Consider the following 19,548-nt stretch of genomic DNA (forward strand, 5'->3'; position numbering starts at 1 on the left):
ATTATTATAACACCACAAAAAATGTATAAAATAACCCATTAAGAACAATATATGTCTTGTTATTATCCATTTCTTTTTATAAAATACCCTTAAGATTCGAAGATTAAATAAGATTTTAAGGGAGTGTGAAAAGGAAAATGAGGTATGCATTAATTGGTACAGGTTCACGTTCATCGATGTATTATAAGGCTATCCAGGACTTAGACGGAGTAAAAGGAAAAAATGAATTAGTGGCACTACTGGATTTAAATGAAAGCAGAATGCAATATGTCAATAAGTGTTTAGATTTAAATCTACCTGTATATAAACCACACCAATTTAATAAGATGTTAGAAAAAGAAAATGTTGAAGGTATTATTGTTACTACTAAGGATTCTCATCATCATTATTATATAATAGAGGGATTAAAACGGGATTTAAAGGTTATTAGTGAAAAGCCGATGACTACTGATGAAGAAAAATGCCAGGAAATATTGAATACTATGGAACAGACAGGTAATGACCTTATTGTTACCTTTAATTACCGTTATTCACCATATCGTTCTAAAGTAAAAGAATTACTTGATCAGGGGACTATAGGGGAGTTAACAATGGTGGAGTTCCACTGGTTTTTGGATACAACCCATGGTGCAGATTATTACAGGAGGTGGCACCGTAATATAAATAATTCAGGGTCTTTATTAGTACATAAGTCGACACATCATTTTGACCTGGTAAATTGGTGGATAGATAGCTTTCCAGTTGAGGTTTTTGCTCTGGGGAAGAAAAGATTTTACCAGGCAGAGACCTTTCCCTATCACCTGCGCTGTAGTACATGTGATCTGAGTAGTGAATGCAAATTTTATCTTGATTTATCAGAATCGGAAGAATTAACTGCTTTATATACTAAAGCTGAACATGAAGATGGATATTTCAGAGATGCCTGTGTTTTTTCCCCGGAAATCAATATCTGGGATACCAGGGCAGTTACAGTGGGCTATAAGAATGATGTTCTCTTAAGCTACTCACTTAATAATTATGCCCCCTATGAGGGATATAAGGTAGCCTTTATTGGTACTAAAGGTAGGATTGAGCAGGATGTGGTCGAGACTTCATATATCAGTGGCCATGATGGTCAGGTAGAGAGAAGGACAAGAGAAAATAATGTTCGTCTGGAAGTATTTCCTCTCTTTGATGAACCATATAAAGTTGAGGTTGAAGTTGAGGAAGGCGGCCATGGTGGTGGAGATATTCGTTTACTAAAAGATATTTTCCTGGATGAGAATACAGCGGACCCTTTAAAAAGAAAAGCAGGGGGTAGGGATGGTGTTATGTCTATTCTAACAGGTATTGCTGCCAGGCGCTCTATTGAATGGGGGAGAAAAGTCAATATTGGAGAACTGGTAAAATTTTCTATATCAATTAAATAAATATGATTAATTTTCAGGGGGTTTCTTAATGAATAAAAATTTTTATAATATTACTGATTATGGGGCAGTTGGTGATGGAAAAACAATTAATACCGCTGCCTTTGCCAGGGCAATTCAAGAATGTGCCCAAAATGGTGGTGGCACTGTTTATGTACCAGCTGGTATTTTTTTGACTGCTTCCATTATTTTAAAAAGCAATATAACCTTGTATTTTGAAATAGGTTCTATTGTAAAATTTGTTCAGGATGTTGCTCAATATAAATTAGTACAAGGCAGGTGGGAGGGTAGTGAACAGGAACTATATACCCCACTGATTTATGGTAAAGGCCTTGAGAATATTACTATAAGCGGCCGGGGCCTCCTGGATGGCCAGGGTGAATACTGGTGGCAGTTATTTAAAAACAATGAATTAAAACACCCCAGACCGCGTTTTATTGCTTTTAGAAACTGTGATAATGTCTTGATTGAAGGGATTAGATTGGTAAATTCCCCAGCTTGGACAATTAATCCTGTTGAATGTCACAATGTTACAGTCAATAAGGTAACGATTAAAAATCCAGCTAATTCCCCCAATACTGATGGAATAAATCCTAGTTCATGTAAGAACGTACAGATTGCTAATTGTCATATTGATGTAGGTGATGATTGTATTGCCCTTAAATCAGGTACAGAAGATTGTCCTAAATTTGTATCCTGTGAAAATATCACCATCATAAACTGTACAATGGTTCATGGACATGGTGGTGTTGTTATTGGCAGTGAAATGAGTGGTGATATAAGAAATGTAGTGATTAGTAACTGTATTTTTGAGGGGACAGATCGTGGTATCAGATTAAAATCCAGAAGGGGGCGGGGTGGTCTTGTTGAGGATATCAGGGTAAATAATATAATCATGAAAGATGTTTTTTGCCCGATTATAATGAATTTATACTATTTCTGTGGTAAAGGTGGTAAAGATAAAAGGGTATGGGATAAAGAAATATACCCTGTAGATAAAAGTACACCTTCTTTTAGAAGGATTCATTTTAGTGATATTACTGCCAGAGGGGTTTGTAATACAGCTGTTTTCCTTTATGGTTTACCAGAAATGCCGCTAGAAGAAATAACTTTTGATAATATAAGTATTGAACTGGCGGAAGATGCCAGACCAGCTGTACCTGCAATGGCTGATAAAATAGGGCCGGTGGTTCAGCAGGGTTTTTATTGTAATAATGTTCGAGATATAAAATTTATTAATGTTAGGGTAAGCGGTCATTTGGGACCTGGTTTTGAGATTGTAAATGCTGAGGGAATTGATTTTAATGGGTGTAAAATAGATAAGATTGATGAAAATGACCCCTGTATTCTTTTTGACGGGGTAAGGAATACTTATTTTAGTGGGAACCGGCAGGAAGAAATAAAGGGTTTCTTAAAACTAAGGGATTCTAATGATAATGGTAGAATGTAAGGATTTTTTTTAAAAATAGTAGATGCTTTGTTAATGAGTATTATGTTTCAGCTAAGGGGGGGTTATATTGAGCCGTTATACCAGTTTTCAACATTTATTACAGGTTTATGATAATATATCTGCTAGATATGCTTTTAAAGCAGAGTATCTATCACAATATAGATTGTGGAAGAAAAAACTTAGGGTAAAACTTGCTGATATTACAGGATTAAATCAGATGACCTTCTCTGAATTAAAACCCGAGCTCTTTGAGACAAAGGAGATGGATGATTATAAAAAAATTAAGGCTATAATTCAAACTGAACCTGCTGTATTAATGCCGTTTTATATATTACTCCCTGATGATTTACAGGAAGGGGAAGAAAGGACAGCTGTAATTGCACTACATGGACATGATAGTGGTGGAAAATATGCAGTTGCTGGCAGAATTGATATACCAGAGGTCAATAGGGTAATAAAGAAATATAATTATGATTATGGGATCCAGTTAGTAAAAAAGGGTTATATAGTTTTCTGCCCTGATGCCCGGGGTTTTGGTGAAAGGAGAGAAATTATAAAGCAGGGGGATGTGGGAGAAGATATCTTAAGTAGCAGCTGTCATGAACTTAATAATCTGGCTATAGCACTGGGCCAGTCTCTTACAGGAATGTTTGTCTGGGATTTAATGCGTCTGCTGGATTATGCTGAAACCTGTCAATATGTAGATAGTAATAGAATTGCTGTATGTGGTTTTTCTGGAGGGGGCTTACAGGCTCTCTGGCTGGCGGTAATGGATGAGAGAGTAAAGGCAGCTATTGTTGCCGGGTATTTTCATGGTTTTAAAGATACTATTTTTCAATCAAATATGTGTAGCTGCAATTTTGTGCCTCAATTATGGCGTTATTGTGATATGGGAGACCTGGGGGCTATGATTGCACCAAGGCCTTTAATGATAAAATCTGGTAGTGAGGATAAGCTTAATGGCAATAGCGGCCTTGCTAATGTTTACAGTCAGCTTGACATTGTCCGTAGTGCTTATAAACTAATGAATGTAGAGGGAAATCTTTACCATCATGTCTTTAATGGTGGTCATATTTGGAATGGAGATAGGGTTGATGAATTTCTTAAAAACGCTTTCTCTTAAGAATATTAATTAATCTTTTTTTCTTGAATTTTTCTTTATTTTTCTATATTCCAGAGGGGAGTGACCGGTTATATTTTTAAATATGCGCCCAAAATGGGTTAGATTGTTATAACCTACCTGACAGGCGATTTCAGTAATATTGAGACTGCTCTGTTGTAGTAATTTACTGGCCTCTTTAATTCTCACATTATTTTTATACTCGACAAATGAGAAACCAGTTACTTTCTTAAAGGTCTTGCTTAAATAAGTGGGACTGTAATTAAATTGTTCTGCCAGCTCAGTCAGAGATAGTTTATTATTAAAATTCTTATTTATAAAACCTGCTATCTCTGATATTTTTTTATGGGTTTCATTGGGATAATTTGCTGAAAAAGAAGTCGTTGACTTGATAAATCTATTAAGGAAAATAAGTAATTCTGTAATTAAAATAGTAAGATAAGTGAAGTAACCTGCCTGTTTTTTCTTTTTTTCCTGTAAGATATTGAATAAGTGATTTTCCATCCATAATTGTTCTTCAGGGTTTAAAGAGTATACATTTTGTTTTAAATGAAAACAGTAATATAAATCAATGTCTTTAGTTATTTTATCAGTTATGTCAGCACTGAATTGTATTAAGATTCTTTCATGGGGGTACTCCCTGGTTGTATTGGTCTTATGTAAAATATTCTTATCTATCAGAACAATGTCACCTTTTTTTACGTGATATGTCCTATTATCTATAAAGTAATAGCGTTCACCATTAAGGAGATAATATATTTCATATTGATCATGATAATGTCTGGCCGCCATATTAAAAGGAGCTCCTTTTCTACTAATGTGTTCTACTATCAAATCTGACTTTTCCAGGGTCATTGCTGGAAACTCCTCCTTTATGTATTCTCAATTAATTATAGCAATTTTCTATATAGACAGCAAATAAGTATAGGTAGGTATTTTTGAAAAAGAAAAAGTTAAAATCATTAAATTACCACTTGACAGTAGTAAAAAAACATGCTATTATTTTAAATAAACCAGTTGTAACACAACTAACAATTACATTGATGTGTTGAGGGAGTTAAAGATGAAACCGATTAAAAAGCGTGAGAGTTTAAGCCGTCAGGTTTTTGAACAATTAAAACAGCAAATTATCACAGGTAAATGGGAGCCCGGGGAGAAAATCCCCTCTGAGAATGAATTATCTGAGATGTTAAATGTCAGCCGGGTGACTATAAGAGAGGCCTTACAGACATTAGTAGCCCTGGATCTACTTGAAAAAAAACAGGGTGAGGGTACTTTTGTCAAGGAATTATCTGGTGAGACATATATTGATGCCCTGTTGCCGACTTTTGTAAATCTAAAACGTTCCAAATCATTTTCTGTTCATGAATATAGAAAAATAATAGAAGTTGGAGCAATTGAATTAGTAGTAGAAAGGGTTACTGATGAAGACATAGTAGAGTTAAAAAAAATATTGAATAATATGAAAAAATATAAAGATGACTTAGAGAGATTTGCTTTAGAGGATTTGAATTTTCATTTAACACTATGTCAGATCACTAAAAATCCTATCATTGAAAAGGCAAATTTTCTGATGAAAGATTATTTAAAAGAAACTATGTCAGAAATTATTAAAACTATGGGTTCAGAAGATGGAATCCGTTACCATGGTGAAATTATTGAGGCTATTGAGAATAAGGATAAAGAAGCTGCCAAAGAGTTAATGGAAAAACACTTAGATAATAATTTAAATTATATTTGACAGAATATTATTTAAGTGTTATTATTTAAATACAGTTGTAATACAACTAACAACAAACAACACACAACAAACAACCATAATAATTATATCTTAAATAGATTACGAGTAATGAAGGGAGACTTAGTGATTAAGGTTATGCTCTGACTGGGAGGTGAGAAAAGAAGGGCAAAATATTATTATAGATTAAGAATTTATTCATAAATATATCAAACAAATTATAGGAGGGGATTAATTTGGGGAATACAGTTGCTGAATTAAAGAAAAAAGCTATAGTAATAAGGGAAAATATATTAGAGACCATTGGAGTAGGCAAAAAGGGGCATGTAGGGGGTTCGATGTCATCAGCTGATCTAGTAACAGCTCTCTATTTTTATAAGATGAATCATGATGCTAATAATCCTGAAGACCCTGACCGTGACCGGTTTATTTTTAGTAAGGGGCATTCAGTTTTGGCTCAGTATGCTGCCCTGGCTGAAACAGGTTATTTCTCAAAAGATGAACTTAAGAAAACTAAAACCTTTGGTTCTATCTTACAGGGACACCCTGAAAAAGACACACCAGGAATTGAAGCTAATACAGGGTCATTAGGACAAGGACTGTCATTAGGCTTAGGGATGGCCCTGGGTGGTAAACTGGATAAACGTGCTTATAATGTTTATGTAATTGTTGGGGATGGTGAACTGGCTGAGGGACAGATATGGGAAGCAATTATTGCCGCTAATAATTTTAAAGTAGATAATCTAGTGGCTATAGTAGATAGCAATAAAGTCCAGGCTACTGGCCCAATAGCTGAGAGATATGATTTAGGTGACATTAAGGCTAAATTTGAGGCTTCAGGCTGGGAAACTTTCGAAATAGATGGTCATAATATGGAAGAGATCGTTGAAGCTTTAGATGCTACAGATAATGTCAAAGGTAGACCTTCAGTGATAATAGCCAATACAGTTAAAGGTAAAGGTGTATCTTTTGCAGAAAACAAGGCGAGTTATCACAATGCTAAACTTACTGAAGAACAATATAGGCAGGCTAAAGAAGATATAGCAAATTTATAATACTGGGGTGAAATATAAATGAAAACAGCAAGTTTAAGAGAGGCTTATGGAAAAGAATTGTTAAATCAGGCCAGAAAAAACAAAAACATAGTGGCGCTGGATGCAGATTTGAGTGGTTCTACAATGTCCTGTTACTTAGGTGAGGAATACCCAGATAGATTTTTTGAAATGGGAATAGCAGAACAAAATATGGTTACTACAGCAGCTGGGCTATCATTAACCGGTAAAATACCATTTGTTAATTCATTTGCTGTATTTGCAACAGGTAGGCCTTATGACCAGATAAGACAAGGGGTGGCTCTCCCTAATCTTAATGTCAAAATAGCTGGTTCAAGTTGTGGTTTATCTGATGCTGGAGATGGAGCTACCCATCAAGCCATAGAAGATATGTCAATCATGCGTTCGATACCCAATATGACAGTAATATCTCCAGTAGATGCTTTGGAGACCAGGAAAGCAGTCAGGGCCATGGTAGAATATGAGGGTCCGGTTTATTTAAGGGTTAGCCGTGCTGATTTACCGATAATAACCACAGAAGAGGAGTCATTTGAAATAGGAAAAGTAAGTAAAATAGCAGATGGAAATGATATAACAATATTTGCTAATGGACTAATGGTCCATAAATCCTTGCAAGCCAGGGAAGAGTTAGCTAAAATAGATATATCGGTCAGAATAATTAATGTTAGTACAATAAAACCGCTGGATGTAGAGAAGATTAAAGAATATGCCAGTGATGTAAAAGGTATTATTACTGCAGAGGAACATAGTATTATAGGTGGACTTGGTGGGGCTATTGCAGAGGCTTTAAGTGATGAATTAATACGTATAAAGAGGGTTGGGGTTCAGGACAGATTTGGACAATCTTCCTGTGATTATGATAAACTCCTGGAACATTATGGTTTAACCACTGATGAGATAGTAAGAAAAGCTCAAGAACTTATTTAAGGTTTGTCCTGGATAAGTTAATGTAAATACAAAATATTCTTTATTAGGAGATGATAACGATGAAAAAGATAGGTTTTATTGGAATTGGAATTATGGGTAAGCCCATGGCCAAGAATTTAATCGATGCTGGTTATGACCTGATAGCTTATGATCTTAATGAAGATGCAGTCAATGAAATGGTAGACTATGGTGCAGAAAAAGCTAGTTCTCCCAAAAATATAGCAGAAAATAGTGAGGTTATTATTACCATGCTGCCTAATTCACCACATGTTAAAGCAGTAGTCTTAGGTGAAAATGGGGTAATAGAAGGGGTTAAAAAAGGACAGGTATTAATAGATATGAGTTCCATAGCCCCGCTAGTTTCCCAGGAAGTGGCTGCAGAGTTGGAGAAAAAAGGAGTCGAGATGTTAGACGCCCCAGTTAGTGGTGGTCAGGAAGGTGCGGAAGCTGGTACAGTAGCCTTTATGGTAGGTGGCAAAGAAGAGGTGTTTGAAGCAAACAAAGCAATCCTGGAAGTAATGGGCGGGAGTGTCACCCTGGTAGGTGGTATAGGTGCCGGAGAGACAACCAAACTAGCTAATCAGGTCATTGTCGGTATCAATATAGCAGCAGTAGCAGAGGCTTTAAGTCTGGGTAAAAAAGCAGGAGTTGACCCTGAAAATATCTTTAATGCCATTAGAGGGGGACTGGCCGGAAGTAAATGTATGGAAGATAAGGCACCCCGGATGTTAAAAGGTGAATATGACCCAGGATTCAAGATGAAATTACATGTTAAAGACCTGACAAATGCCTTTGAAACTAGTAGAGAATTGCATTCATATATGCCTTTAACAGCACAGGTTATGGAAATGATGCAGAAATTATTAAATGACGGCCATATAGAGGTAGATCATGGTGGTTTAGGATTGTTCTATGAGCAACTTAATAATATTTCTTTGAAAAAGGATTAAGAATTTAATATTCAATGCAAAATAGTGGTAATTTTTGAATAAATTCATTTTGGTAGTGTCAAAAAATTTATGAAAAAGTGATGTTGGAGACAGATTTTAGTCTTTTAAGTAATTTTTACTGGTTGGATCGTTGCATAACCCTTGACAAACACCATCCAAATGCTGCTGGTAAGTAGCCGAGGTTGAAGGGGATGGATATAAAGAGCATAGCAAATTAGCCAACCCTCGTACTTCAATTTTAGCATTTGTCTGGTTCGGTTTGTAAAGGGTTCGCTTCGCCAATGCTTAGATAAAGCTTTTAGCTGCCTCGGGTTCTGCTAAATAGATATAAAGATTAAGCAGAATGCTGTTGCTCGTAGAGTATATGCTCTTGAGCTAGTTCAATCAGCTTGCCCCATCTTGCAGGCATGTTAGGCAGATTAATAAGCTGAGGTACAGTTACAGGTACTTTTTTCTCTAGAGCTGAATGTGGTCTTAAGAAATTGAAGTATGCTGCAAAAAGGTTCACGTATGATACTGATCCTTTAGAAGACTTAAAACCACATCTTGATCTGTAGCTTTTTTTAAAAGTTCTATTGAGTCTTTCAATAATTTGTTTTAGAGGTCGATTTTCCTTTGAGACAGGGTCGTCATTAGTAAGGCCGAGAACCTGGGTGATATCAAAATTAATACCCTGTTGATAGAAATAATGTTTAGCCAGAAGATAGATAGGATTACCGTCAACTACGAAGTTGAGGTTATCAGGGATAGTATCCATCTTAGTAAGGACATCATTAATAGCTTTAATTGCAGAAGGTGTATCTCTATTAGGTGAGACATGGTAAGATAGAATAATCTTTTTCACAGCATCAAAGAAGAAGAAAATATACTGCCACTTGCCATAAACCTTAATGTAGGTTTCATCACCACAGAAAGAGTCAGAAAGCTCATAAGGATAATTATCTAAATAGGGTTTAACTAGATAACCAACTGAATCAGCATAGTTAATTACAGTTTGATGAGAGATATTAACATTATGAACATCTTCCATGATAGCAGCTACGTTGCGAGAAGAAAGACCATAATTAACATAGTAAGTAAGGATTAACCCCAGAGTATGTGGTGAAGAATGTATTCCTGAGATATCAACTTTAGGTAAATCTGGAGACTCCTTGCTCAATGGTTGAAAGTCAAAGTCAAATTCTCTGTAAATGTATCTAACTTTAAACTTATGGGGATATTTTTTAAAGTGTTTTTTCTCTTCTTTACTCATGGATCTAAGGTTTTTAAGATAAAAAGAGCAGTCATCATTCTTGCATTTGTAGATATAGAAATTCTTACGCTCTTTAATTTGTTCTAGAGTACGAGAGCAATGGGGACACCTAAAGATAACAGTTTTAGAAAAGCGATTTTTATCATTAAAATTAGTCTTACAAATTTTACAGAGATATTGACCACGACCACCAGTATTATCATAAAGATAAATATGTGGGGCACCACATCTTGGGCAGGTCATAGACTCAGGAACTTTGTATTTGGCGTTACGGCGTCTGACAGGTTTAAGAGGTTTACCATGTTCCTGTTCGTAAGCAATTATTAGTTTTTGGTAATCAAGCTTTTCCAGGACTTCAATAATGGGTAAATCATCAACTTGAAGATGATGATATTTCTTGCTGATAGGAATCTCATCTTTGGGCATGAAGTCTTTACTAACAAGTAAAGTCAAGAGATAGCAAATAATATGATATTGAATTTGAATATAAGTAAGTAAGACATTAATAATTTGTTTCAAAGTTTGTCACCGCCTTTTCTATTTGTGGTTTAAAAAGGTAAATAAGCAACCTAAATATACCTCAAAAAGAGGGGGGGTGACAAGTATTTAAGATCAAATCCCTACTATAATAGGGTTTTGACAATATATTTTAAAATATTTTTGACATTACGTTCATTTTAAAAGGGGGGGATTAATGAAATAATTATATTAAGAATTTTTAATGAATTGTTAGAAGTCTGTATTTAAAATTTAAAGGAGGATGTAAAAAGAATGAAAAAACTTTATCTATTAGCAATATTAACATTAGCAGTTGTTATATTACTGGCAGGAAGCGTTTTGGCAGCAGAATTAAATCCAACCCCAGATAATCCAGTTACAATTAGGATCGGTACCACTGATCAAAAAGATGATCTTGCTGTTGGTCTAGAATATACCATGTGTAAAGTCTTTGAGTCTATGGTTGAAACCAATACTGGTGGAGCTATACAAGTAGAGGTCTTCCCAGCAGGTCAGTTGGGTGGTTTAATGAGTATGTTAGAAGCTACCCAGGGTGGTCAAATGGAAGCTGTTACTGGAACTGCTGCAATACCTTCATTTTATCCAGCATGGCAGGTTTTCTCAATACCATATCTGTTCCAGAATTCAGATATTGCAATGGCAGTTATGAATGAAAGTGATTTCATGTTAGACCTGTATGAAGATATGAGAAAAGAAACTGGCTTGAGGGTTCTTGGAGTTGCCCAGAATGGTTTTAGACATTTCACAAATAGTGAAAGAGAAATTCGCAGCCCAGAAGACCTTAAGGGATTGAAATTTAGAGTAATGCAGGGCCCAATCTACCAAAAAGTTGTAGAGGCTGCTGGGGGAACAGCAGTTCCAATTGCCTGGTCAGAGTTATATACAGCTTTAAAAACTGGTGTAGTTGATGGAGAAGAAAACCCAATATCTTCTGTTGTACTTGGTAGTTTATATGAAGTGCAGGATTATATAACCCTTGATGGTCACCTCTGGAGTGAAAACTTTTTGGTAATTAATGATGACTTTTTCAATAGTTTACCTAATAAATATCAGGTTGTAATTAAAGAAGCTGGTAAAGCGGCTGCTACTGCAGGTACAGCTAGTGAAACTATTAAATCCTATATTACTGGAGTTAAAATTCTCCAGGATAATAATATGAAAATATATAAACCAACTCCTGAAGAATTAGAAGTATTTAGGAACACTGCACAGCCACCCGTTATTAAATGGTTAAAAGATGAAATTGGAGCTGAACTAGTTGATGGTATGATAGAAACTGTTGAAGAATATACAGAAAAATTAGGTTACTAATCAAAAGTCCTGATAAAGGAGAATATTCCTACTGGGATATTCTCCTTTATTTATAAAAAAATTATAAGGGGGATTTTTTGTGTTCGGGCATCTAAAATGTTTTATCGAAAACCTGAGTGATAGAATTAATGATATTGCTAAAATTGTAGTAATAGGGTTAGTGGCCGTGTTAACATCAATAGTTTTATTACAGGTAATTTTTCGTTATATTTTAAATATTGGTTTACCATGGGTTGATGAGCTTTCTCGCTATTTGAATATTTGGGTAGCTTTTTTAGGAGCTAGTGTTGGGCTTAAATATGGAGATCATGTTGGGGTTAGTTTTTTTGTAAATTTACTGCCTGAAAAGCTGTCAGAAGCATTCAAATTATTCACAGATATAATTATTTTTATCTTCCTTTGTGTAGTAATATATTATGCTTATGATTATATAATTACTTCACGTTCAGTAACCCCTACAATGCAAATTTCATTTAAATTACCTAAATCTGCAATATTTGCTGGCACTAGTATTATGGTAGTTCATATTCTAAATTTTATTTTTAATGATTTGAGTTTATTGTTTAATAACAAAGTTGAAACTAAAACTGATGTAAGGGAGGGATAATAAATGAGTATATGGTTGTTAGTGCCATTTGTATTAATGTTGTTCGCTAATATTCCTATTGCTTTTTGTTTGTTATTTGCTGTTATAATTTTTATGAGTCAATGGGGTATGATACCTTTAAATATTATTCCCAATAAGATGTTTAGTGGTATAAATAGTTTCCCTCAATTAGCAATTCCCTTTTTTGTGCTCGCTGGCCAATTAATGAATAAATGTGGTATTACTAAAAGATTGGTTCAATTTGCCGATGTTATAATTGGTAAAGTATATGGTGGCCTGGCACAGGTGAACATTTTAGCAAGCATTATATTTGCAGGGTTAACTGGTTCTGGTGTTGCAGATACTTCAGCTGTAGGGTCTATTTTAATACCGGCTATGGAAGAACAGGGTTTTGAAAGGGATTACAGTGCAGCAGTAACTGCAGCTTCATCGGTTATAGGTCCAATCATTCCACCCAGTGTATTAATGGTTATCTATGCAAATGTTGTAGGAATATCAGTAGGAGAATTATTTGCTGGTGGTATTGTACCAGGTGTATTAGTGGGTATCGGTTTAATGGCACTGTGTTTTTTCTATGCTAAAAAGTATGATCATCCCAGAAGGACAGAAAGTATCAGTGTTAAACATGCCTTATCAGTAACAAAAGATGGTATTTTAGCTTTAATAATGCCTATTATAATTATTGGTGGTATAACACTTGGTGTTTTTACCCCTACTGAAGCTGCGGCTGTAGCAGTTGCCTATGCATTATTTGTTGGCTTTTTTATTTTCCGTACACTTAAATTAAAAGATTTACCATCAGCTTTACTGGAAAGTGCTAGAACAACAGGTGTAATATTGTTGATAATGTCTAGTGCTACTGCTTTCGGTTGGGCTTTAACAGTTTTACATCTACCTGAAATGTTGGCTAACTGGGTTTTATCTATAACAACTAATCCATTTATTATATTGCTATTTATCAATATCTTCCTATTATTTATGGGTATGATAATGGAAGTAGGAGCAAATGTTATTATTCTTGCCCCAATTTTAGCACCTTTAGCGATGAATTTGGGAGTAGACCCCTTGCACTTTGCAATTATTATGATAGTTAATTTGAATATTGGTTTAGCAACACCTCCATTAGGTGTCTGCTTGTTTGTGGCGGCTCCGATTGCTAAAATAACACTTGAAGATATTACCAAAGCGATTTTGCCATTTTTAGCAGTAGAAATATCAGTCTTGCTTTTATTAACATATTGGCCTTCACTTGTGTTATTTGTACCTAAATTATTAGGTTTTTAACATAGATTTTAAGAAATCAAAGTGGTAATTAAAGATGAAGATTTTGATAGTCTAAGGTAGGGGTTAGACAAAAGGTATAAAAATGATAATTAAATAATAAAATTAAAATCAGGAGGGAAAGACATGAAAGCAGTTGTGAAATATGCTTTAGAAGATGGGAGTACTGAGGTTAGAGATGTTCCGATACCTGAAATTGGACCTACAGATGTTTTGGTTAAGGTTGATAGTATAGGAATTTGTGGGAGTGATCCCCATATGCATCATAATAATGTTAGTTATCCTGTGGAAGTTCCTTTAATTTTAGGACATGAATTTTCTGGTATTATTGATAAGGTTGGAGAGAAAGTAGAAAAGTTTAGTAAAGGTGATAGGGTTACTGCTGAAACACATGCTGAATATTGTGGAAAATGTGTAATGTGCAGGACAAATAATTATCACCTTTGTCAAGAAAGAAAGGGTTATGGTTTTGGTGTTGATGGAGCCTATGCTAGCTATGTTAAAGTTCCTGAAAGAATTTTACACCGTGTGCCTGATAATGTGAGCCTGGAAGAGGCTTCTTTAACTGAACCATTATGTGTAGCTTATAACCTTGTTGTAAATAATATGACTGTTAACCCTGGTGATGTCGTTGTAGTAATAGGACCTGGACCGATAGGAATATTATCTTGCAAAATGGCTGCGATTGCAGGTGCAAGTGAAATTATTATGATTGGTACTAATGGGGATGAAAAAAGGCTTGAAAAATCTAAGGAATATGGTGCAACAACGACAATAAACAGTGGTAAAACTGAGCCTCTGCCTATAATTAAGGAAAAAAATGAAGGATATGGCGCTGATGTAGTTATAGACGCTGCTGGTCCTGCAGTCACTTTGAAATTGGCATTAGAAGCAGTCAGGCCTGAAGGAACAGTGAATAAGATTGCCTGGGGTCCTAAACCAATCAATTATAGTTTAGATAAGATAATAGAAAAAGCTATAACTTTAAGGGGATCTTTTAGCCATACCTGGGATGTATGGGAAAAAAGTTTAAAATTACTTGAAAAGGGTCAGGTAGATTTATCAGGTTTAATAACTCATCAACTTAGTATCGAAGAATGGGAAAGAGGATTTGAATTAGTAGAATCAAAAGAGGGTATAAAAGTAGTTCTTAAACCTTAGGGCATCTTAATAGAAATAAAGCTAATAAATAATAAAAAAATATCATCAAGATAAAACAGGAAGTTTATTTTATCTTGATGATATTTTATCTACATTTTGTTATTTTTCCTGAAAAATAACAGGCATTGAAAATTTAACTATTGTACCTTTTTTTTCTTTGCTTTTTATTTCTAAATTTCCCTTACTGTCAAAATATAACTTTAATCTTTTATATACATTTTTCACCCCTATACCAGAGTTAGGGGTGTTTTCTGTTTCATCAGATTGAAGATTATCTCTAATCTTCTTTAGATTTTCAGCTTTAATTCCTATTCCATTGTCTTTAATTGTAAAATGCATTACATTATTTCTAATAAAACCACTGATAGAGATAATACCTCCTTCTTCTAATTCTCCTAAACCATGTTCGATGGCATTTTCTACTATTGGCTGGAGTATAAGTTTGGGTATTTTACATTTTTTAACTTCTTCCTTTACATCAATAATAACCCTGAATTTATCCTGATATCTTAAATTTTGAATATAAATATAGTTATTTAAGTGTTGTAGTTCCTCCTTAACAGTAATAAATTTATTATCTTTGGAAATAGTTCCGCGAAAGAAGTTGCCCAGGGCTGTAGTCATATCACAGATTTCCAGGGCCCCCTTTGTATAAGCCATCCATTTTATAGATTCTAAGGTATTATAGAGAAAATGGGGGTTTATTTGTTGTTGTAGTGCATTTAATTGGGCCTCTTTTTCTAAAAACATTAATTTGCTTTCATGTAATTTGACCTGATAGTTTTCTTTAATTAGTTCATTTATTCGTTTAATCATACTATTGAACTGCTTGGTTAAAATGGCAATTTCATCATTACCCTGGTTAGCTACCTGTATGCTTAGGTCATTGTTTTTAGTTATTCTTTTCATAGCATTTTCTAATGTGTTTAAACGCCTGGTTATACTCAATGAAATTAGTGATGATATTCCCAATAATATAATAAAACAGGAGGTAATGAATAATATATTTATTTTACTTAATGGTATTAATTTGTTGTTTATTTGATTATATGGGACTAAACCGATTAATTTAAAATTATGGCTGTCAGTAGTCTCCTGGCTTACCAAATATTTATTGCCTTGATAACTAAGTGATGTATCTTCACTTTTAAGGAGGCTTAGTATATTACCATCTGATTTAAATAAAAGACCATTGTCATTACGGTTAATAATATGGCCGTTCTGGGTAGATATAAGAAAATATGACTTGTCTTCTAAATTAGAAAAGCTGTATAAGTTAAAAAAATCCTTTTTTAAATAAAAAACCGCGTAAGCAATTATCTCCTGAAAATTATGGTTTTGTATACTACGGATAGTCCTGGAAAATGTAATAAGTGAATCTGTATAGTAATTATTGTTAGTTTTAAGAAATTGCAGTTGGCCTTTACTATTCTCCATTTCTGCAAAAAAGTTTTTATTAACTCTTTCTACAGGAAAGGTATTAAAGTAAATTGAGGAATAAAGGTTATCTCCCTGGGTATTATATAGACTTAAGGCCAGTAAATCTGGTTTGTCCATTTTAATATATGAGAAAAATTTATCAATAGGGATATTGTCTTCATTGTTTTTATTTACAAAGGACTGAACCTGGGAAGAATAGGCAATTCGTTTAGTAAACTCGTCTATTTTTTGCAGGTTATAATCCAGGTTTTCTTTTACCATTTTTATATTATTGGTTGATAATTTTTTGACTTCATCTCTGTAGATATTAAAATATGTGGAAAAGAGTATGGAAATAAAAATAAGATTTGGTATAATGATTGTTATAAAAAAATATATAATAATTTTACTTTTGATACTCAATCTATTATAAAAACTACTATTAATATTTTCATCCTGGTAGTTTATATTTGGTAGGGATAGTTTTTCAGAGAATTTATCAGTGAGCTTGTGAAAGGGTTCAGCAATTTTTTTAGAAAATATATAGGAAGATATAGTAACTAATAATACACAGATAATACTATATGTGATAGAATATTTTTTAATATTATATAGTTCCTTCAAAATGTTTTTAATTGGAGTATAGGCTATAAGATTAAAGCCGTAGGGGTTTAGTTTTTCCTGAACCACCAATTGCTGTTCATTATTTATACTGCTTATCTTATAACCGGTATTATTTAAAGCTATTTTGTCATGATTATTAGAGTTGGACCAGATTAATTCATGTTTATAATCATATAATACCAGGTTTTTTTGGGGATCACTAGCTGTCAAAGATGATATAAAATTTGGATAAAATGATACAATAATTGCACCTTTAATTGTATTTTCCTGGTCCCTGATTTTTCTAAGATAAACGAGACGGTTGTTTAATAAATTATATATTTTACCCTCAGTCTTATTTTTGTCACTAACTAATGTTTTTTCTTGAAAGTAAAAGGGGAGTCCTTCTTCTTTATTATTTAAGATGTCTCCTTTATCATTAAATTCTGAAAAGTTAAAATTATTACCCAGGTAATGTCCAGAGCTGCCCCAGTTATAGTAATAAGCAAAGTCGTTTATACCTAATAAGATCACACTATCTATATAGTTTTGTTGAAATAAAATACTATCTAATTCCCTGGTGATTATGTTTGTAGTAATACTGATATTACTGAAATCGTTAGTAATCCTGCTGTTAGTTAAGGATTTACGTATAGCTTCATTATTGTATATCTGACGTATGTTTCCTTCTATAGTTTCAAAAAATGTCTCTATATATGAAGCGCTTATATGAAGATACCTGTATTCGTAGTCAACATTTTCACGGATGATTAAACTATAGACAATGTGTTGGGAAAAAAAATAAAGAACAGGTACAGATATCAGGGTTATAAGCAGGGAATAGAATAGTAGCTTTTTCCGTATGTCAAAGCTTTTAAATATCTTAAGTATTTTAAAGATTGTTGTCATAATTGCACCTACTATCATTATAAATTGGATTTACGGTATTCATTAGGGGTAAGACCAGTGTTTTTTTTGAAGATTTCAGTAAAATATTTGGGATTTTTATAACCAACCAGGTCACCTACCTGATATATTTTAAGATCCAACCTTTTTAATAATTCCTTGGCCTTTGCTAAACGATAATTGCTTAGATAATCTATAAAATTTTGGCCGGTTTCCTGTTTGAATAATACACTCAAGTAACTGGGATTTAAATATACATTGTCAGCTACTTCTTTTAGAGTTATTTTTTTATTATAATTATCTCTGATATATTTTATTGCTTTGTGAATTGCTGGATAGGATGACTGGGCGGTTTGATTATTGACTTTTGCAGTTAATTTAACCACCTTGATAATTAAATCCCTGAGTTTATTTTCAAGCTCGGTAAGTGTTTCCAGATTCCTTATAAAAGTAGTAAATGGTGGTATTATATTATAGTTTTTCTCCAGGGATATGTCATGGTTTATCAGGCGGTGTTCTAATATATTTAAGAACTGAACTATATTTTTTTTAATTGCTGTAATACTGTATTTCTTGCTTTTGCTAATTGACTGCCAGTAAGTTAGGAAATTTTTCAGACTTTCTTTTTTATTACCCTCCATAATTGAATTTAAGAGCCTGTTTTCCTGGCTATAAGGATAGTTATTAGTAGATTCTTTTATATTTTCTTCATTATAGATATAATTAACCCTTTTAGCTTGATGGTAGAGATATTTTTGGACTAATGATAGGGCATCCTGGTAACTATCTGCTAGTGACAATATATTTTTGCAAATACGACCTACTGCCAGAGTAAAATTATTAGTATCGTCTTCAGATAGATGATCATCAAGTATATCAATAATGCGGTTTATTTGCTTTTCCAATAAACTTCGTGAGTTTTTTGTAGGTGTTAAGATAAGTAAAACCTGCTGTTCGGATTGTATTAATAATTCTCCGAGGTTATTACTTAATAAATAATCAGAGAGCTTAATAGTGATTTTTAGATCAAATATTTTATGGAAATTTATGATTGTACAATTAAGGTAATCTTTATTTAGGTTTAATTCCAATAGGTCTGTTTTTTCCTTGACTTCTTCATAGTCAGTAATTTTACCTTCGACTAAATCCTTTAAAAATTGGTTTCTGGCAATGGGTAGGGTTTCTTGGATCTGTTTTTTATAGGTTTTTAACTTTTGTAATTCTTTTCTTTTACTATTTAATTCTTTTTTGACTTTTTTAAATAGTTTTTGTAAATCTTTAAAGTTAAAGGGTTTTAATAAATAGTCATAGACCTGATTTTTGACTGCTTCCCTGGCATAGTTAAATTCCTTGTAACCAGACAGAATGATTACTATTATATGGGGATATTTTTCCCTTACAATTTTACTCATTTCTAAACCGTTCATTACAGGCATTTTTATGTCAGCTATGATAAGATCTATATCCTTATCCTCCAGGTGTTCAAGGGCCTTTTTTCCATTTTTAGCTGAACATACGGCCTGAAAACCAAGTTTTTCCCACTCATAAGACATAAGTCCTTCTCGGATAAAGAATTCATCATCTACTACCATGATATTATAATAGTGCTCAGCCATATAGATTCCCCTTTGTCGAATTTTAACTAAATATAATTAATTATGCAAAAAGCTATTATGAGTGTGTGTTCGAAAAGATATATAATCCCCGGCGGGGCGTATACTGATATTTTTCGAACAGACTCTATGATTAAAAAAGATTGAATTTTACTACTTTTATTTTACTATAAAACCTACCCAATATGCAAAATTATTTGAAAATACCAAAA

At 33.5% G+C, this 19,548-nt stretch carries 15 protein-coding genes; 11 read left to right on the forward strand and 4 right to left on the reverse strand.

The window, feature by feature from the left end; all coding sequences use genetic code 11:
• Positions 1-125: 125 nt before the first annotated feature.
• The 3 genes from D7D81_RS06935 to D7D81_RS06945 all read left to right on the forward strand — a co-directional run bounded on the left by D7D81_RS06935 (position 126) and on the right by D7D81_RS06945 (position 3,979).
• Positions 126-1,409, forward strand: a complete 1,284-nt coding sequence (locus D7D81_RS06935) for a Gfo/Idh/MocA family protein (RefSeq protein WP_205739363.1) — start codon at positions 126-128, stop codon at positions 1,407-1,409.
• Positions 1,410-1,437: 28 nt separating this feature from the next.
• Positions 1,438-2,856: a glycoside hydrolase family 28 protein gene (locus tag D7D81_RS06940; protein ID WP_125988576.1), complete on the forward strand. Its 1,419-nt coding sequence runs from the start codon at positions 1,438-1,440 to the stop codon at positions 2,854-2,856.
• A gap of 67 nt (positions 2,857-2,923) precedes the next feature.
• Positions 2,924-3,979 (forward strand): alpha/beta hydrolase family protein, encoded by a 1,056-nt coding sequence (locus D7D81_RS06945; protein WP_164522139.1) that lies wholly within the window; start codon positions 2,924-2,926, stop codon positions 3,977-3,979.
• A 9-nt stretch (positions 3,980-3,988) separates the two neighbouring features.
• Here D7D81_RS06945 and D7D81_RS06950 read toward each other — a convergent pair whose 3' ends face one another.
• Complete coding sequence (locus tag D7D81_RS06950) at positions 3,989-4,831, reverse strand: AraC family transcriptional regulator (RefSeq protein WP_125988580.1); 843 nt, start codon at positions 4,829-4,831, stop codon at positions 3,989-3,991.
• A 208-nt stretch (positions 4,832-5,039) separates the two neighbouring features.
• On the opposite strand from D7D81_RS06950, the gene D7D81_RS06955 reads away from it, so the two are divergent.
• The 4 genes from D7D81_RS06955 (at position 5,040) to garR (ending at position 8,664) form a co-directional block, all read left to right on the forward strand.
• Positions 5,040-5,717 (forward strand): FadR/GntR family transcriptional regulator, encoded by a 678-nt coding sequence (locus tag D7D81_RS06955; RefSeq protein WP_125988583.1) that lies wholly within the window; start codon positions 5,040-5,042, stop codon positions 5,715-5,717.
• Between the two features lie 233 nt (positions 5,718-5,950).
• Positions 5,951-6,769: a transketolase gene (locus D7D81_RS06960; RefSeq protein ID WP_205739364.1), complete on the forward strand. Its 819-nt coding sequence runs from the start codon at positions 5,951-5,953 to the stop codon at positions 6,767-6,769.
• Between the two features lie 18 nt (positions 6,770-6,787).
• Positions 6,788-7,714, forward strand: coding sequence for a transketolase family protein (locus D7D81_RS06965; protein WP_125988587.1), 927 nt, complete (start codon positions 6,788-6,790; stop codon positions 7,712-7,714).
• A 59-nt stretch (positions 7,715-7,773) separates the two neighbouring features.
• Complete coding sequence (gene garR, locus D7D81_RS06970; protein ID WP_125988589.1) at positions 7,774-8,664, forward strand: 2-hydroxy-3-oxopropionate reductase; 891 nt, start codon at positions 7,774-7,776, stop codon at positions 8,662-8,664.
• Positions 8,665-8,998: 334 nt separating this feature from the next.
• Here the strand turns inward: garR and D7D81_RS06975 are convergent, their stop codons facing one another.
• Positions 8,999-10,435, reverse strand: coding sequence for a DDE-type integrase/transposase/recombinase (locus D7D81_RS06975; protein WP_125986144.1), 1,437 nt, complete (start codon positions 10,433-10,435; stop codon positions 8,999-9,001).
• Between the two features lie 252 nt (positions 10,436-10,687).
• Here D7D81_RS06975 and D7D81_RS06980 point away from each other — a divergent pair, with 252 nt between their 5' ends.
• The 4 genes from D7D81_RS06980 (at position 10,688) to D7D81_RS06995 (ending at position 14,795) form a co-directional block, all read left to right on the forward strand.
• Positions 10,688-11,746 carry a DctP family TRAP transporter solute-binding subunit gene (locus D7D81_RS06980; RefSeq protein WP_125988591.1) on the forward strand — a complete coding sequence of 353 codons (1,059 nt, stop codon included), beginning with the start codon at positions 10,688-10,690 and terminating at the stop codon, positions 11,744-11,746.
• Between the two features lie 79 nt (positions 11,747-11,825).
• Positions 11,826-12,353 carry a TRAP transporter small permease gene (locus D7D81_RS06985; protein WP_125988594.1) on the forward strand — a complete coding sequence of 176 codons (528 nt, stop codon included), beginning with the start codon at positions 11,826-11,828 and terminating at the stop codon, positions 12,351-12,353.
• Positions 12,354-12,356: 3 nt separating this feature from the next.
• Positions 12,357-13,637, forward strand: coding sequence for a TRAP transporter large permease (locus D7D81_RS06990; RefSeq protein ID WP_125988596.1), 1,281 nt, complete (start codon positions 12,357-12,359; stop codon positions 13,635-13,637).
• Positions 13,638-13,760: 123 nt separating this feature from the next.
• The gene (locus tag D7D81_RS06995; RefSeq protein WP_125988598.1) at positions 13,761-14,795 is read left to right on the forward strand and encodes a zinc-dependent alcohol dehydrogenase; all 1,035 of its coding nucleotides are present in this window, start codon (positions 13,761-13,763) and stop codon (positions 14,793-14,795) included.
• Positions 14,796-14,894: 99 nt separating this feature from the next.
• Here D7D81_RS06995 and D7D81_RS07000 read toward each other — a convergent pair whose 3' ends face one another.
• Both D7D81_RS07000 and D7D81_RS07005 read right to left on the reverse strand, forming a co-directional pair.
• Positions 14,895-17,726 carry a sensor histidine kinase gene (locus D7D81_RS07000; RefSeq protein WP_164522140.1) on the reverse strand — a complete coding sequence of 944 codons (2,832 nt, stop codon included), beginning with the start codon at positions 17,724-17,726 and terminating at the stop codon, positions 14,895-14,897.
• Positions 17,727-17,743: 17 nt separating this feature from the next.
• Positions 17,744-19,339, reverse strand: a complete 1,596-nt coding sequence (locus D7D81_RS07005) for a response regulator (protein ID WP_125988602.1) — start codon at positions 19,337-19,339, stop codon at positions 17,744-17,746.
• Between the last annotated feature and the right edge of the window lie 209 nt (positions 19,340-19,548).

Source organism: Halocella sp. SP3-1 (genome assembly GCF_003953885.1).
GTDB classification, from domain to species: Bacteria; Bacillota; Halanaerobiia; order Halanaerobiales; family DTU029; genus Iocasia; species Iocasia fonsfrigidae.

What these genes read in the sequence shown, in the direction of transcription:
- D7D81_RS06940 (WP_125988576.1), top strand. Translation starts at nt 1,438, where the DNA reads ATGAATAAAAATTTTTATAATATTACTGATTATGGGGCAGTTGGTGAT.
- D7D81_RS06950 (WP_125988580.1), bottom strand. Translation starts at nt 4,831, where the DNA reads ATGACCCTGGAAAAGTCAGATTTGATAGTAGAACACATTAGTAGAAAA.
- D7D81_RS06955 (WP_125988583.1), top strand. Translation starts at nt 5,040, where the DNA reads ATGAAACCGATTAAAAAGCGTGAGAGTTTAAGCCGTCAGGTTTTTGAA.
- D7D81_RS06965 (WP_125988587.1), top strand. Translation starts at nt 6,788, where the DNA reads ATGAAAACAGCAAGTTTAAGAGAGGCTTATGGAAAAGAATTGTTAAAT.
- garR (WP_125988589.1), top strand. Translation starts at nt 7,774, where the DNA reads ATGAAAAAGATAGGTTTTATTGGAATTGGAATTATGGGTAAGCCCATG.
- D7D81_RS06980 (WP_125988591.1), top strand. Translation starts at nt 10,688, where the DNA reads ATGAAAAAACTTTATCTATTAGCAATATTAACATTAGCAGTTGTTATA.
- D7D81_RS06990 (WP_125988596.1), top strand. Translation starts at nt 12,357, where the DNA reads ATGAGTATATGGTTGTTAGTGCCATTTGTATTAATGTTGTTCGCTAAT.
- D7D81_RS06995 (WP_125988598.1), top strand. Translation starts at nt 13,761, where the DNA reads ATGAAAGCAGTTGTGAAATATGCTTTAGAAGATGGGAGTACTGAGGTT.
- D7D81_RS07000 (WP_164522140.1), bottom strand. Translation starts at nt 17,726, where the DNA reads ATGACAACAATCTTTAAAATACTTAAGATATTTAAAAGCTTTGACATA.
- D7D81_RS07005 (WP_125988602.1), bottom strand. Translation starts at nt 19,339, where the DNA reads ATGGCTGAGCACTATTATAATATCATGGTAGTAGATGATGAATTCTTT.